The following is a 14,969-nucleotide window of genomic DNA, read 5'->3' as shown; positions in this document are numbered from 1 at the left end:
CGTGCGAGGTCCCCGGAAGGCACCGGCTCACCGGAACGTGCGACGGCCCGGCCGTGGTCTCCCACGGCCGGGCCGCTACGGCACCGACGGGTGTCGGCTCAGCCGCCGAACTCGTGCAGGCCCTTCAGCGCCTGGTCCAGCAGCGCCTGACGGCCCTGGAGCTCCCGCTCCAGCTTGTCGGCCTTGGCGGTGTTGCCCTGGGCACGCGCCTGCTCGATCTGGGACGTCAGCTTGTCCACGGCCGCCTGGAGCTGACCGGTCAGACCCGCGGCACGCGCCCGCGCCTCCGGGTTGGTCCGGCGCCACTCGGCCTCCTCGGCCTCCTGGATCGCCCGCTCCACGGTGTGCATCCGGCCCTCGACCTTCGGCCGGGCGTCCCGCGGCACATGGCCGATGGCCTCCCAGCGCTCGTTGACCGAGCGGAACGCGGCCCGCGCCGCCTTCAGATCCGTGACCGGGAGGATCTTCTCGGCCTCCTCGGCCAGCTCCTCCTTCAGCTTCAGGTTCTCCGCCTGCTCCGCGTCCCGCTCCGCGAAGACCGAGCTGCGGGCCGCGAAGAAGACGTCCTGCGCGCCGCGGAAGCGGTTCCACAGGTCGTCCTCGTGCTCGCGCTGCGCCCGGCCCGCGGCCTTCCACTCCGTCATCAGCTCGCGGTAACGCGCCGCCGTCGGACCCCAGTCCACCGAGCCCGACAGCGCCTCGGCCTCGGCGACCAGCCGCTCCTTGGCCCGGCGGGCCTCCTCGCGCTGTGCGTCCAGCTGCGCGAAGTGCGCCTTGCGCCGCTTGGAGAACGCCGAGCGCGCGTGCGAGAACCGGTGCCACAGCTCGTCGTCCGACTTGCGGTCCAGACGCGGCAGGCCCTTCCAGGTGTCCACCAGGGACCGCAGCCGTTCACCGGCCGCCCGCCACTGGTCGGACTGCGCCAGCTGCTCCGCCTCCGTGACCAGGTCCTCCTTGGCCTTGCGGGCCTCGTCGGACTGCTTGGCGCGCTGCTGCTTGCGCTCCTCGCGGCGCGCCTCGACGGTCGCCACCAGCTTGTCCAGCCGGGCCCGCAACGCGTCTAGGTCGCCGACCACGTGGTGCGCGTCCACCTGCTCGCGGATGTGGTCGATGGCGACCTGGGCGTCCTTGGCGGACAGGTCCGTGGTCCGGACCCGCTTCTCGAGGAGGCCGATCTCGACAACCAGGCCCTCGTACTTGCGCTCGAAGTAGGCCAGTGCCTCCTCGGGGGAGCCGGCCTGCCAGGAACCGACGACCTGCTCGCCATCGGCCGTCCGCACGTACACGGTCCCCGTCTCGTCGACGCGGCCCCACGGGTCGCTGCTCACAGCGCCTCCTCCACATGATGCCTGCGGGGAGTTTCGCAGCCCCGGGCATCGTCCACAGTTTCGTCACGGCCAACATAGGCGAACGGCGGGTCGCCTGTCCGCATCCAGCGCGACCGAAATTGCGCAGTTGACCGCCCCTGCCGTCAGGACTTGGTGACCGTCGCCTTGTCGATCACGACCGTCGCGTTCGGGGCGCCGTCACCGGCGCCCGTGTTCTCACCCGCGGCGGCGATCTTCTTCAGGACCGTCATGCCGTCGGCCGACACCGTACCGAACGGGGTGTAGCTCGGCGGGAGCGAACTGTCCTGGTAGACGAGGAAGAACTGGCTGCCGCCGGTGTCCGCCTCACCGGTGTTGGCCATCGCGACCGTGCCCGCCGGGTAGATGTCGTCCTTCAGGCTCGTGTCCTTCAGGTTCTCGTCCGGGATGGTGTAGCCCGGACCGCCGCTGCCGCTGCCCGTCGGGTCGCCGCACTGGAGCACGTAGATGCCGTTGGTGGTGAGCCGGTGGCACTTGGTGTGGTCGAAGTAGCCCTTGCCCGCGAGGAAGTCGAAGGAGTTCACGGTGTGCGGGGCCGCCGACGCCTTCAGCGCGATGTCTATGTCACCGCACGTCGTCGCCAGCGTCATCGTGTACTTCGCCGACTTGTCGATCGTGATCGCCGGCTCCTTCTTCCAGGTCGCCGTCTTGACGGAGCCCGCGGCGGCCTTCTCGCACGGGTCCTCGACCGCGCTGGGCGTGGCGGACGCGGACGCCTCCGTGCTCGCGCTCGCCTTGTCGTCGTCCTTCATCACGCCCGTGGTGTACAGCGCCAGGCTGCCCACCAGGACCACGCCGAGCACCGACGCGATCACCGAGTTGCGCACGCGCGCCTTGCGCCGCGCGGCCGTGCGGCGCTGCTGCTGCCGCAAGAACTTCTCCCGGGCTAGCTGACGCTTGCGCTGTTCCTGGGTGACCACCGGGTTCTCTCCTCATGCGTCTCGTACGACGGCCGGTACGCGAGCGCCCGGTGAGCCGACCGCGCGCGTGTGCCCCGTACCGTATATGGGTTCGCTGAGGAAACGGCAGCGCCGGTAGGCTCTGACGACGGGCGTAGCCGCTCGCAAGCCATCCCGTACCGACACAACGAAGGACGATCGTGCTCATTGCCGGGTTCCCCGCCGGGGCCTGGGGGACGAACTGTTATCTCGTCGCCCCCGCCGCCGGTGAGGAGTGCGTGATCATCGACCCGGGCCACCAGGCGGCCCCCGGAGTCGAGGAAGCGATCAGGAAGCATCGGCTCAAGCCCGTCGCCGTCGTCCTCACCCACGGCCACATCGACCACGTCGCCTCGGTCGTCCCAGTCTGCGGCGCGCACGACGTGCCGGCCTGGATCCACCCCGAGGACCGCTACATGATGAGCGACCCCGAGAAGGCGCTGGGCCGGTCCCTGGGGATGCCGCTGATGGGCGAGCTGACGGTGGGGGAGCCGGACGACGTCCGGGAGCTGACCGACGGCGCGCGGCTGGACCTGGCCGGTCTGGAGTTCTCCGTCGCGCACGCGCCGGGCCATACCAAGGGGTCGGTGACCTTCCGGATGCCCGAGGCCGCGGACGTTCCGTCCGTCTTCTTCTCGGGCGACCTGCTGTTCGCCGGCTCCGTCGGACGCACCGACCTGCCCGGTGGCGACATGGCCGAGATGCTCGACTCGCTGGCCCGCGTGTGCCTGCCGCTCGACGACTCGACCGTGGTGCTGTCCGGCCACGGCCCCCAGACGACCATCGGCCAGGAGCGCGCCAGCAACCCGTATCTGCGGCAACTGGCGGAAGACCGCCGAGGACGCGGCGCCTCCGAGGCTCCCCGACGAGGAATGTGACGAGAGACCTCCCGTGAGCACCTTCAAGGCCCCCAAGGGCACGTACGACCTGATCCCCCCGGACAGCGCCACCTACCTCGCCGTGCGCGAGGCGATCGCCGCCCCGCTGCGCACCTCCGGCTACGGCTACGTCGAGACACCCGGCTTCGAGAGCGTCGAGCTGTTCGCCCGCGGTGTCGGCGAGTCCACCGACATCGTGACCAAGGAGATGTACGCCTTCGAGACGAAGGGCGGCGACCGGCTGGCGCTGCGCCCCGAGGGCACCGCGTCCGTGCTGCGCGCCGCCCTGGAGGCCAACCTCCACAAGGCGGGCAACCTGCCGGTCAAGCTCTGGTACTCGGGCTCGTACTACCGCTACGAGCGTCCCCAGAAGGGCCGCTACCGCCACTTCTCCCAGGTCGGCGCCGAGGCGATCGGCGCCGAGGACCCGGCGCTGGACGCCGAGCTGATCATCCTGGCCGACCAGGCGTACCGCTCGCTCGGTCTGCGCGACTTCCGCATCCTCCTGAACAGCCTCGGCGACAAGGAGTGCCGTCCGGTCTACCGCGCCGCCCTCCAGGACTTCCTGCGCGGCCTCGACCTGGACGAGGACACCCTGCGCCGCGCCGAGATCAACCCCCTGCGGGTCCTCGACGACAAGCGCCAGGACGTGCAGAAGCAGCTCACCGACGCCCCCCTCCTGCGCGACTACCTCTGCGACGCCTGCAAGGCGTACCACGAGGAGGTCCGCGACCTGATCACCGCGGCGGGCGTCGCCTTCGAGGACGACCCCAAGCTGGTCCGCGGCCTGGACTACTACACGCGCACGACCTTCGAGTTCGTCCACGACGGTCTCGGCTCGCAGTCCGCGGTGGGCGGCGGCGGCCGCTACGACGGCCTGTCCGAGATGATCGGCGGCCCCGCGCTGCCGTCCGTCGGCTGGGCCCTCGGCGTCGACCGCACGGTCCTGGCGCTGGAGGCGGAGGGCATCGAGCTCGAACTGCCGTCGGCCACCAGCGTGTTCGCCGTCCCGCTCGGCGAGGAGGCCCGCCGCGTCCTCTTCGCCAAGGTCACCGAACTGCGCAAGCTGGGCGTCGCCGCCGACTTCTCCTACGGTGCCAAGGGCCTCAAGGGCGCCATGAAGAACGCCAACCGCAGCGGCGCCCGCTACGCGATCGTCGCCGGTGAACGCGACCTCGCCGAGGGCGTCGTCCAGCTCAAGGACATGGAGTCCGGTGAGCAGACGGCGGTCGGCGTCAACGAGATCGTCGCGGAGCTGGAAGCACGGCTCGGCTGACACGCGCGCGGGGGCGCCGGGTGCCGTACAGGGCGCCCGGCGCCTTCGCCGTACAGGAGAACGGAACACCTGCCCGCCGTGTACCGCTCACCCTTATGGGAAGCGAACGGTGCGCACGCGCGCGGGTGCGGCACAATGGGCCTGCCCGAAGAAGGTCCAACTCTCAAGTGACGGAATCGGCGTGATGAGCAAGACGACAGTTCGAGACGTCTCCACCGAGCCCGATCCGGAGCGTGCCGGGGCGGCCGCACCGGGGACGGCGGGCGGCAGCCGGGCGTTCGCGCTGCTGCTGGTGATCACCGGCGCGGCCGGTCTGCTCGCCGCGTGGGTCATCACGATCGACAAGTTCAAGCTGCTCGAGGCCAAGGTCGCGGGCACGACGTTCACCCCCGGGTGCAGCCTGAACCCCGTGGTCTCCTGCGGCAGCGTCATGGAGAGCAAGCAGGCCGCCGCCTTCGGCTTCCCCAACCCGATGCTCGGCCTCGTCGCCTACGGCATCGTCATCTGCGTCGGCATGAGCCTGCTGGCCCGCGCCCGCTTCCCGCGCTGGTACTGGCTCACCTTCAACTTCGGCACGCTCTTCGGCGTCGTCTTCTGCGCCTGGCTCCAGTTCCAGTCCCTGTACCGGATCAACGCCCTGTGCCTGTGGTGCTGCCTGGCCTGGGTCGCGACGATCACCATGTTCTGGTACGTGACCTCGTTCAACGTCCGCAACGGCTTCCTGCCCGCCCCGGGCTGGCTGAAGGGCTTCTTCGGCGAGTTCACCTGGGTCCTGCCGGTGCTGCACATCGGCATCATCGGCATGCTGATCCTGACCCGCTGGTGGGAGTTCTGGACCAGCTGACCCACCCCCGGGGCCGGCTGCCCCGCCCTCGGGCAGGCGACCGCCCCGGCCGGACTGTCGGTGCGGTGATTTAGGGTTTCAGCGTGGAGCCCGACCTGTTCACCGCCGCAGCAGAAGAACGCCAGGAGAAGGACCCCGCCGGCAGCCCCCTGGCGGTCCGGATGCGCCCGCGCACCCTCGACGAGGTCGTGGGCCAGCAGCACCTGCTGAAGCCGGGCTCCCCCCTGCGCCGCCTGGTCGGCGAGGGCGCCAAGGGCCCGGCCGGTCCGTCCTCGGTGATCCTGTGGGGTCCGCCCGGCACCGGCAAGACGACCCTCGCCTACGTCGTCTCCAAGGCCACCAACAAGCGCTTCGTCGAACTGTCCGCGATCACCGCCGGCGTCAAGGAGGTCCGCGCGGTCATCGACGGCGCCCGCCGCGCCACCGGCGGCTTCGGCAAGGAGACCGTCCTCTTCCTCGACGAGATCCACCGCTTCAGCAAGGCCCAGCAGGACTCCCTCCTCCCGGCCGTCGAGAACCGCTGGGTGACCCTGATCGCGGCCACCACCGAGAACCCCTACTTCTCGGTGATCTCCCCCCTGCTCTCCCGCTCCCTGCTGCTCACGCTCGAACCCCTCACCGACGACGACCTGCGCGGCCTCATCCGGCGCGCCCTCGTCGACGACCGGGGCCTCAAGGGCGCCGTCACCCTCCCCGAGGACAGCGAGGGCCACCTCCTGCGCATCGCCGGCGGCGACGCCCGCCGGGCCCTGACCGCCCTGGAGGCCGCCGCCGGGGCCGCGCTCGACAAGGACGAGACGGAGATCGCCCTCGCCACCCTGGAGGAGACGGTCGACCGGGCGGCGGTGAAGTACGACCGCGACGGCGACCAGCACTACGACGTCGCCAGCGCCCTCATCAAGTCCATCCGCGGCTCCGACGTCGACGCCGCCCTGCACTACCTGGCCCGCATGATCGAGGCCGGTGAGGACCCCCGCTTCATCGCCCGCCGCCTGATGATCTCCGCCAGCGAGGACATCGGCCTCGCCGACCCCAACGCCCTGCCGATCGCGGTCGCCGCCGCCCAGGCCGTCGCCATGATCGGCTTCCCCGAGGCCGCCCTCACCCTCAGCCACGCCACCATCGCCCTCGCCCTGGCCCCCAAGTCCAACGCCGCGACGACCGCGATCGGCGCCGCCCTGGACGACGTGCGCAAGGGCCTGGCCGGGCCCGTGCCGCCGCATCTGCGGGACGGCCACTACAAGGGCGCGGCCAAGCTGGGGCACGCGCAGGGGTACGTGTACCCGCACGACCTGCCCGAGGGGATCGCCGCCCAGCAGTACGCCCCGGACGCCGTCACGGGGCGCGAGTACTACACGCCCACCCGGCACGGCGCCGAGGCCCGGTACGCGGACGCGGTGGAGTGGACCAGGAAGCACCTCGGTCGCAAGCGCACGTGAGCACCCTGTAGAATCGCCTGAAGCGCCGCGTCCCGTGCAGTCAGAACGGGACAGTCGGCCGGAGCCGGTCCTTCGGGAACCGGCCCAAGGAGCGTCGCGCACCGTCGAACGGTGTCGCGGGCAGCCCACCACCACCCGGAGTCCCGGGACGGTCGGTGGGCCACTCGCGTGCTGCACGTATGTGCCCAGACCAGGGGAGCGGCTGCCCGGCAGGTCCACCAGTGGACCCGACGGGTTTCCCCGGCTGCGGATGCGACCTCCCTCGACCCTGACAAGCCGACACCAGGAAATGAGAGACAGTGGCGAACCAGTCCCGCCCCAAGGTCAAGAAGTCGCGTGCCCTCGGCATCGCGCTGACCCCGAAGGCCGTCAAGTACTTCGAGGCCCGCCCCTACCCGCCGGGTGAGCACGGCCGCGGCCGCAAGCAGAACTCGGACTACAAGGTCCGTCTGCTGGAGAAGCAGCGCCTGCGCGCGCAGTACGACGTGTCCGAGCGCCAGCTCGTCCGCGCCTACGAGCGTGCCTCCAAGGTCCAGGGCAAGACCGGTGAGGCCCTGATCATCGAGCTGGAGCGCCGCCTCGACGCCCTGGTCCTGCGTTCGGGCATCGCCCGCACGATCTACCAGGCCCGCCAGATGGTCGTCCACGGCCACATCGAGGTCAACGGCCAGAAGGTCGACAAGCCCTCGTTCCGCGTCCGTCCCGACGACGTCGTGATGGTCCGCGAGCGCAGCCGCGAGAAGACCCTCTTCTCGATCGCCCGTGAGGGCGGCTTCGCCCCCGACGGCGAGACCCCGCGCTACCTCCAGGTGAACCTCAAGGCCCTGGCGTTCCGCCTGGACCGCGAGCCGAACCGCAAGGAGATCCCGGTCATCTGCGACGAGCAGCTCGTCGTCGAGTACTACGCCCGCTGATCCCCCGGCGGACGCAGGACCCTGCGCCCGGACCCGCCGTCCCGCCGCCCCTCCCGGGCGGCCGGGGCGGCGGGTTCCCGCGTTCTAGGCCCTGTCGTCACATTCCCGTCTGCCCCGCGACGCCATGCACGCTCCCCCACTGCCTGAACGGCGTGGGCGGTGCCCCCACTCGCCGCACCGGGCCCAGACCCGAGTACATCCAGTACGAGGGTCAGGGCCCGGCACTCCCCCAGCCTTCGGCCGGGGGGACCCCCAGAGCACGCACCTGACGCCGCAGGGCCGCCCTTCGGGCGACGACGGGAATGTGACGACAGGACCTAAGGCCCGTGCCCGCGCGACCCGGCGGTCCGCACCGGCAAATCCGGTTCGGAGCGCCGCTTGCGGCGCGATAGGCTCGGTGCACGACTTTTTCGATGCAGAGGCACGTATCAGGGAGCGGGTGCGCAGTGTCCGGTGGAGAGGTGGCCGGCATCCTGGTGGCCGTGTTCTGGGCGATCCTGGTCTCCTTCCTCGCCGTCGCACTGGCGAGGCTGGCCCAGACGCTCAGGGCGACCACCAAGCTGGTCGCGGACGTGACCGAGCAGGCGGTTCCGCTGCTGGCCGACGCCTCCGCCACGGTGCGCTCGGCGCAGACCCAGATCGACCGGGTCGACGCGATCGCCTCGGACGTCCAGGAGGTCACCTCCAACGCCTCGGCACTGTCCACCACGGTCGCCTCCACCTTCGGCGGCCCCCTGGTGAAGATCGCCGCCTTCGGCTACGGCGTACGCCGGGCCCTCGGCGGGCGCAAGGACGACGTGCCCGCGAAGGAGCCCCGTCGTACCGTGATCGTGGGGCGGACCGTCCCGGCCTCGCGGCGGGCGAAGCGGACCTCCCGTGGAAAGAGGGACTGACGCAGCATGTTCCGCCGTACCTTCTGGTTCACCACGGGCGTCGCCGCCGGTGTGTGGGCCACCACCAAGGTCAACCGCAAGCTGAAGCAGCTGACCCCCGAGAGCCTCGCCGCGACCGCGGCGAACAAGGCCCTCGAGACGGGAGCGCGCCTCAAGGACCGCGCGGTGGGCTTCGCGCTCGACGTCCGCGACAACATGGCCCAGCGGGAGGCCGAGCTGGAGGAGGTCCTCGGGATCCACGAGAACCCCGAGCTCTCCGCACCCCGGCGGTACGCCGCCATCGAGAACCGCACCACACCGAAGAACGCCCGGTACATCGAGAACACGGCGTACCCGCGGGCGAAGCACCCGTACAACCGGAATGAGGACCACTGATGGAGTCGGCTGAGATCCGCCGCCGCTGGCTGAGCTTCTTCGAGGAGCGCGGGCACACCGTCGTGCCTTCGGCGTCGCTCATCGCGGACGACCCGACTCTGCTCCTCGTCCCGGCCGGCATGGTGCCCTTCAAGCCCTACTTCCTGGGCGAGGTCAAGCCGCCCTTCGCGCGCGCCACCAGCGTGCAGAAGTGCGTGCGCACGCCCGACATCGAAGAGGTCGGCAAGACCACGCGCCACGGCACGTTCTTCCAGATGTGCGGCAACTTCTCCTTCGGCGACTACTTCAAGGAAGGCGCCATCAAGCACGCCTGGGAGCTGCTCACCAGCCCCCAGGACAAGGGCGGTTACGGCCTGGAGCCGGAGAAGCTCTGGATCACCGTCTACAAGGACGACGACGAGGCCGAGCGCATCTGGCACGAGGTCGTCGGCGTGCCCAAGGAGCGCATCCAGCGCCTCGGCATGAAGGACAACTACTGGTCCATGGGCGTCCCCGGCCCGTGCGGCCCCTGTTCCGAGATCAACTACGACCGCGGCCCCGAGTTCGGCGTCGAGGGCGGCCCCGCCGTCAACGACGAGCGGTACGTGGAGATCTGGAACCTCGTCTTCATGCAGTACGAGCGCGGCGAGGGCATCGGCAAGGACAACTTCGAGATCCTCGGCGAACTGCCCAGCAAGAACATCGACACGGGCCTCGGCCTGGAGCGCCTCGCCATGATTCTGCAGGGCGTGCAGAACATGTACGAGATCGACACCTCCATGGCCGTCATCAAGAAGGCCACCGAGCTGACCGGTGTCGCCTACGGCGACGCCCACGGCTCGGACGTCTCCCTGCGCGTGGTCACCGACCACATGCGCACCTCCGTGATGCTCATCGGCGACGGCGTCACCCCCGGCAACGAGGGCCGCGGCTACGTGCTGCGCCGCATCATGCGCCGCGCCATCCGCAACATGCGCCTCCTCGGCGCCACCGGTCCGGTCGTCAAGGACCTGATCGACACGGTGATCGAGATGATGGGCCAGCAGTACCCGGAGCTGGTCACCGACCGCGAGCGCATCGAGAAGGTCGCCCTCGCCGAGGAGAACGCCTTCCTCAAGACGCTGAAGGCCGGCACCAACATCCTCGACACCGCCGTCACCGAGACCAAGCAGTCCGGTGGCACGGTCCTCGCCGGCGACAAGGCCTTCCTGCTCCACGACACCTGGGGCTTCCCGATCGACCTCACCCTGGAGATGGCCGCCGAACAGGGCCTCTCCGTGGACGAGGACGGCTTCCGCCGCCTGATGAAGGAGCAGCGGGAGCGCGCCAAGGCCGACGCCCAGGCCAAGAAGACCGGCCACGCCGGGGTCGGCGCCTACCGCGAGATCGCCGACAAGGCCGGTGAGACCGACTTCATCGGCTACACCGACACCGACGGCGAGTCCACCATCGTCGGCATCCTCGTCGACGGCGTCTCCTCCCCGGCCGCCTCCGAGGGCGACGAGGTCGAGATCGTCCTCGACCGCACCCCGTTCTACGCCGAGGGCGGCGGCCAGATCGGCGACACCGGCCGCATCAAGGTCGACACGGGTGCCGTCATCGAGATCCGCGACTGCCAGAAGCCGGTCCCGGGCGTCTACGTCCACAAGGGCGTCGTCCAGGTCGGCGAGGTCACCGTCGGCGCCACCGCCCACGCCTCGATCGACTCCCGCCGCCGCACGGCCATCGCCCGCGCCCACTCGGCCACCCACCTCACGCACCAGGCCCTGCGCGACGCGCTCGGCCCGACGGCCGCCCAGGCCGGTTCCGAGAACCAGCCGGGCCGCTTCCGCTTCGACTTCGGCTCGCCGTCCGCCGTTCCGACGGCCGTGATGACCGACGTCGAGCAGAAGATCAACGAGGTGCTCGCCCGCGACCTGGACGTCCGCGCCGACGTCATGGGCATCGACGAGGCCAAGAAGCAGGGTGCCATCGCCGAGTTCGGCGAGAAGTACGGCGAGCGCGTCCGCGTGGTGACCATCGGCGACTTCTCCAAGGAGCTGTGCGGCGGCACGCACGTGCACAACACCTCCCAGCTGGGCCTGGTGAAGCTGCTGGGCGAGTCGTCCATCGGCTCGGGCGTGCGCCGCATCGAGGCCCTCGTCGGTGTCGACGCCTACAACTTCCTCGCCCGCGAGCACACGGTCGTCGCCCAGCTCCAGGAGCTGATCAAGGGCCGTCCGGAGGAGCTCCCGGAGAAGGTCTCCGCCATGCTCGGCAAGCTGAAGGACGCCGAGAAGGAGATCGAGAAGTTCCGCGCCGAGAAGGTGCTCCAGGCTGCCGCCGGTCTCGCCGAGTCCGCCCAGGACGTGCGGGGCGTCGCCCTGGTCACCGGACAGGTTCCGGACGGCACCACCGCCGACGACCTGCGCAGGCTGGTGCTCGACGTCCGCGGCCGCATCCAGGGCGGCCGGGCCGCCGTCGTGGCCCTGTTCGCCGTGGCGAACGGCAAGCCGCTGACGGTCATCGCCACCAACGAGGCCGCCCGTGAGCGCGGCCTCAAGGCCGGCGAGCTGGTCCGTACGGCCGCCAAGACCCTCGGCGGCGGCGGTGGCGGCAAGCCGGACGTCGCCCAGGGCGGTGGCCAGAACCCGGCCGCCGTCGGCGAGGCCGTCGACGCCGTCGAACGCCTCGTGGCGGAAACGGCCAAGTGAACGCCGAGGCACGGACGAGCGGGGACGGCCGGGGCATGCGCCGCGGCCGTCGCCTCGCGCTCGACGTCGGGGACGCCCGGATCGGGGTCGCCTCGTGCGACCCCGACGGGATCCTCGCCACGCCGGTCGAGACGGTCCCCGGCCGGGACCTCCCGGCGGCGCACCGCCGGCTGAGGCAGCTGGTCGAGGAGTACGAGCCGATCGAGGTCGTCGTCGGTCTTCCCCGCTCCCTCAAGGGGGGCGAGGGACCGGCGGCCGTCAAGGTCCGCGGCTTCGCCCAGGAGCTGGCCCGGGGCATCGCGCCGGTCCCGGTCCGGCTCGTCGACGAGCGGATGACGACCGTGACGGCCAGCCAGGGACTGCGCGCCTCGGGCGTGAAATCCAAGAAGGGGCGGTCCGTCATCGACCAGGCAGCCGCCGTGATCATCCTGCAACAGGCGCTGGAATCCGAACGGGTGTCAGGGAGCGCACCGGGCGAGGGCGTCGAAGTGGTCGTCTGATCGCGATACGGTAACGTTCCGCGCGATGCGGCGGTGTTCGAACAGCTGCCGCACAAGAAGAGGCGGAACGGTGGCGGGTCCCGCAGGGCCGCGTGAACCGGCGCCTCGCGGCTCTAGGGGATCGATGACTGAGTATGGCCGGGGCCCAGGCTCCGAACCGTGGCATCCGGAGGACCCGTTGTACGGGGACGGCGGATGGGAAGGGCAGCAGGCCCACGTCGGCCATCAGCCTGCCTACGGCGGCCAGCCGCAGCACTATCCGCAGGAGCCGCAGCAGACGGCGTACGGCCAGTGGGACCACGGCCAGGCGAACGGACCGCAGCAGTACGACCAGCAGCAGTACGGGCAGCAGCAGTACGAACAGCAGGCCTACGACGGGCAGCAGTACCAGCAGTCCTACGACCAGCAGCAGCACTACCAGCAGTACGCCCACCAGGGTCACCCGGGGCATCAGAGCCACCCGGAGCACCAGGGCCACCCGGCGCCGCAAGGGCCCGGACAGGGCTACCAAGAGGGCGGCTGGGACGCCACCGGCACGCACGCGCACGTCCCCTACGCCGCTGACCCCGGTGACCCGTACGGGCAGCAGGCCGCCGCCTACGGTGCCGAGCAGCCCGACTTCTACGGCACCCCGGACGCCTACCCGCCACCGGAGCCACCCGGCCGCAGACGCACCGAGCCGGAACCGGAGCCGGAAGCGGAGGCCGGGGAGCAGCGGCCCGACTGGGACCCGGGCCCCGACCAGGGGGAGCACGCCTTCTTCGCCGGCGGCGCCGACGACGAGGACGACGACGAGCCGGAGGGCCGCGGGGACCGTCGTGGCCGCGGCGGCAAGAACGCCAAGGGCAAGAAGCGCCGCAATGGATGCGCCTGTCTCGTCGTCGTGCTGGTGTTCGGCGGCGGGATCGTCGGGGTGAGCTATTTCGGTTACCAGTTCTACCAGAATCGTTACGGCGTGGCCCCGGATTACGCGGGCGACGGCACCAGCCAGACCGTGAGCGTCGAGGTGCCCAAGGGTGCGGGCGGCGCGGAGATCGGCCGTCTGCTGAAGGAGGCGGGCGTCGTCAAGAGCGTCGACGCCTTCGTGTCCGCGTTCACGAGCGATCCGGACGGGGCCCAGATCCAGGCCGGCGCGTACATCCTCAAGAAGGAGATGTCCGCGAAGAGCGCCGTCGACATGATGCTGGACCCGAAGAGCCAGGCCAATCTGATCGTCAAACCCGGCCAGCGCACCTATCAGGTCTACAAGGCGATCGACGAGAAACTCGGCCTTTCCTCCGGCACCACCCGCGGTGTCGCCGAGAAGCAGTTCGACGATCTCGGTCTGCCCAGCTGGGCGAACAGCGACAGCGACATCAAGGACCCGCTGGAGGGCTTCCTCTACCCGGGCACCTATCCGGCGGCCAAGGGCATGAAGCCCGCGGCGGTGCTGGAGGAGATGGTCCAGCGGGCCAACGAGGCCTACGGCAAGTACGACTTGGAGGCCAAGGCGGCGGCGCTCGACCTGGAGAACCCGTTGCAGGTCATCACGGTCGCCAGCCTCGTCCAGGCCGAGGGCAAGACGGACGACGACTATCGCAAGATGGCGGAGGTCGTCTACAACCGGCTCAAGCCGACGAACACCGAGACCAACCAGCTGCTCCAGTTCGACTCGTCCTTCAACTACCTGAAGAACGAGAGCAACATCCACATCAGCGAGTCCGAGATCAACAGCAATCAGGACCCGTACAACACCTACACCAACAAGGGCCTGCCGCCGGGACCGATCGGAAACCCGGGCGCCAACGCCCTCACGGCGACGCTGAATCCGACGGGCGACGGCTGGATCTATTTCGTCGCGACCGACGGCGAGAACAACACGGAATTCGCGAAGACCTACGCGCAATTCCAGGAGCTCAAGAACAAGTTCAACGAGAGTGCCGGTAACTGAGGCCATGAGTGACACAGCCAGGACGCAGCACGTCCACCGCCACCGGGCCGCGGTGCTCGGCAGCCCCATCGCCCACTCCCTCTCCCCGGTGCTGCACCGCGCCGCGTACCAGGTGATGGAGCTCCCGGACTGGACGTACGACCGCTTCGACGTCGACGAGGCCGCCCTGCCCGCCTTCGTCGACGGACTCGGCCCCGAGTGGGCGGGGCTGTCGCTGACCATGCCGCTCAAGCGCGCGGTGATCCCGCTGCTCGACGAGATCAGCGAGACGGCGGCCTCCGTCGAGACGGTCAACACCCTCGTGTTCGCCGAGGACGGCCGCCGCGTCGGCGACAACACCGACATCCCCGGCATGGTGGCCGCGCTGCGTGAGCACGGGGTCGAGCAGGTCGACTCGGCCGCGATCCTCGGCGCCGGCGCCACCGCCTCCTCCGCACTGGCCGCCCTGGCCCGGGTCTGCACCGGCGAGGTCGTCGCGTACGTACGCAGCGAGGCCCGCGCCGCCGAGATGCGGGAGTGGGGCGAGCGCCTCGACGTCGAGGTCCGTACGGCGGACTGGGCGGACGCGGCCGAGGCGCTGCGCTTCCCGCTGGTCGTCGCGACGACCCCCGCCGGGACGACGGACGCCCTCGCCGCCTCGGTGCCGGAGCGGCCCGCCACCCTCTTCGACGTGCTGTACGAGCCCTGGCCGACCGAGCTCGCCGCCCGCTGGTCCATGTTCGGCGGTGCCGTCGTCAGCGGACTCGACCTGCTGGTGCACCAGGCGGTGCTCCAGGTGGAGCAGATGACCGGGCGCGGACCGGCGCCCGTGGAGGCCATGCGGAAAGCGGGCGAACACGCGCTCGCCGCCCGCCAGGTGCACTGACCCGCCGGGTCTGCGCCCTCCCGAGCACGCCCACCGGCAGGCCCGGCAGCCTCGGCAGGCCCAGCAGGCCCGGCAGTC

The 14,969-nt window shown here is 70.6% G+C and carries 13 protein-coding genes; 11 read left to right on the top strand and 2 right to left on the bottom strand.

What is annotated here, in order from left to right; all coding sequences use genetic code 11:
- Nucleotides 1–98: 98 nt before the first annotated feature.
- Nucleotides 99–1,328 (bottom strand): DUF349 domain-containing protein, encoded by a 1,230-nt coding sequence (locus ACFYWQ_RS26790; protein WP_389519620.1) that lies wholly within the window; start codon nucleotides 1,326–1,328, stop codon nucleotides 99–101.
- A 143-nt stretch (nucleotides 1,329–1,471) separates the two neighbouring features.
- Nucleotides 1,472–2,287 (bottom strand): peptidylprolyl isomerase, encoded by an 816-nt coding sequence (locus ACFYWQ_RS26785; RefSeq protein WP_389519618.1) that lies wholly within the window; start codon nucleotides 2,285–2,287, stop codon nucleotides 1,472–1,474.
- Between the two features lie 179 nt (nucleotides 2,288–2,466).
- On the opposite strand from ACFYWQ_RS26785, the gene ACFYWQ_RS26780 reads away from it, so the two are divergent.
- The 11 genes from ACFYWQ_RS26780 (at nucleotide 2,467) to ACFYWQ_RS26730 (ending at nucleotide 14,891) form a co-directional block, all read left to right on the top strand.
- Nucleotides 2,467–3,183: an MBL fold metallo-hydrolase gene (locus ACFYWQ_RS26780; RefSeq protein ID WP_389519616.1), complete on the top strand. Its 717-nt coding sequence runs from the start codon at nucleotides 2,467–2,469 to the stop codon at nucleotides 3,181–3,183.
- A gap of 13 nt (nucleotides 3,184–3,196) precedes the next feature.
- Nucleotides 3,197–4,459 carry a histidine--tRNA ligase gene (gene hisS, locus ACFYWQ_RS26775; RefSeq protein ID WP_389519614.1) on the top strand — a complete coding sequence of 421 codons (1,263 nt, stop codon included), beginning with the start codon at nucleotides 3,197–3,199 and terminating at the stop codon, nucleotides 4,457–4,459.
- A 184-nt stretch (nucleotides 4,460–4,643) separates the two neighbouring features.
- On the top strand, nucleotides 4,644–5,303 hold the full coding sequence (locus tag ACFYWQ_RS26770) for a vitamin K epoxide reductase family protein (protein ID WP_389519612.1): 660 nt from the start codon (nucleotides 4,644–4,646) through the stop codon (nucleotides 5,301–5,303).
- 83 nt (nucleotides 5,304–5,386) lie between these two features.
- Nucleotides 5,387–6,742 carry a replication-associated recombination protein A gene (locus ACFYWQ_RS26765; protein ID WP_389519610.1) on the top strand — a complete coding sequence of 452 codons (1,356 nt, stop codon included), beginning with the start codon at nucleotides 5,387–5,389 and terminating at the stop codon, nucleotides 6,740–6,742.
- A gap of 299 nt (nucleotides 6,743–7,041) precedes the next feature.
- The gene (gene rpsD / locus ACFYWQ_RS26760) at nucleotides 7,042–7,656 is read left to right on the top strand and encodes a 30S ribosomal protein S4 (protein WP_129796831.1); all 615 of its coding nucleotides are present in this window, start codon (nucleotides 7,042–7,044) and stop codon (nucleotides 7,654–7,656) included.
- Nucleotides 7,657–8,102: 446 nt separating this feature from the next.
- On the top strand, nucleotides 8,103–8,549 hold the full coding sequence (locus ACFYWQ_RS26755) for a DUF948 domain-containing protein (protein ID WP_389519607.1): 447 nt from the start codon (nucleotides 8,103–8,105) through the stop codon (nucleotides 8,547–8,549).
- Nucleotides 8,550–8,555: 6 nt separating this feature from the next.
- On the top strand, nucleotides 8,556–8,924 hold the full coding sequence (locus ACFYWQ_RS26750) for a hypothetical protein (protein ID WP_389519605.1): 369 nt from the start codon (nucleotides 8,556–8,558) through the stop codon (nucleotides 8,922–8,924).
- Nucleotides 8,924–11,596 carry an alanine--tRNA ligase gene (alaS, locus tag ACFYWQ_RS26745; RefSeq protein WP_389519603.1) on the top strand — a complete coding sequence of 891 codons (2,673 nt, stop codon included), beginning with the start codon at nucleotides 8,924–8,926 and terminating at the stop codon, nucleotides 11,594–11,596. Before ACFYWQ_RS26750 ends, alaS begins: the two co-directional genes overlap by 1 nt.
- Nucleotides 11,597–11,631: 35 nt before the next feature.
- The gene (gene ruvX / locus ACFYWQ_RS26740; RefSeq protein ID WP_389520069.1) at nucleotides 11,632–12,096 is read left to right on the top strand and encodes a Holliday junction resolvase RuvX; all 465 of its coding nucleotides are present in this window, start codon (nucleotides 11,632–11,634) and stop codon (nucleotides 12,094–12,096) included.
- 124 nt (nucleotides 12,097–12,220) lie between these two features.
- Nucleotides 12,221–14,026 (top strand): endolytic transglycosylase MltG, encoded by a 1,806-nt coding sequence (gene mltG / locus ACFYWQ_RS26735; RefSeq protein ID WP_389519601.1) that lies wholly within the window; start codon nucleotides 12,221–12,223, stop codon nucleotides 14,024–14,026.
- Nucleotides 14,027–14,030: 4 nt separating this feature from the next.
- The gene (locus ACFYWQ_RS26730; protein WP_389519599.1) at nucleotides 14,031–14,891 is read left to right on the top strand and encodes a shikimate dehydrogenase; all 861 of its coding nucleotides are present in this window, start codon (nucleotides 14,031–14,033) and stop codon (nucleotides 14,889–14,891) included.
- Nucleotides 14,892–14,969 lie beyond the last annotated feature (78 nt).

Origin of the sequence: Streptomyces sp. NPDC003247 (genome assembly GCF_042888135.1) — a bacterium.
Classification (GTDB): domain Bacteria; phylum Actinomycetota; class Actinomycetes; order Streptomycetales; family Streptomycetaceae; genus Streptomyces.
The sequence above is the reverse complement of the archived record's forward strand: the minus strand, read 5'-3'. Positions and strand labels throughout refer to the sequence as shown.

Coding starts and splice junctions, on each gene's coding strand:
- mltG (WP_389519601.1), top strand. CDS start 12,221: ATGACTGAGTATGGCCGGGGCCCAGGCTCCGAACCGTGGCATCCGGAG.
- ruvX (WP_389520069.1), top strand. CDS start 11,632: ATGCGCCGCGGCCGTCGCCTCGCGCTCGACGTCGGGGACGCCCGGATC.
- alaS (WP_389519603.1), top strand. CDS start 8,924: ATGGAGTCGGCTGAGATCCGCCGCCGCTGGCTGAGCTTCTTCGAGGAG.
- ACFYWQ_RS26730 (WP_389519599.1), top strand. CDS start 14,031: ATGAGTGACACAGCCAGGACGCAGCACGTCCACCGCCACCGGGCCGCG.
- ACFYWQ_RS26770 (WP_389519612.1), top strand. CDS start 4,644: ATGAGCAAGACGACAGTTCGAGACGTCTCCACCGAGCCCGATCCGGAG.
- ACFYWQ_RS26750 (WP_389519605.1), top strand. CDS start 8,556: ATGTTCCGCCGTACCTTCTGGTTCACCACGGGCGTCGCCGCCGGTGTG.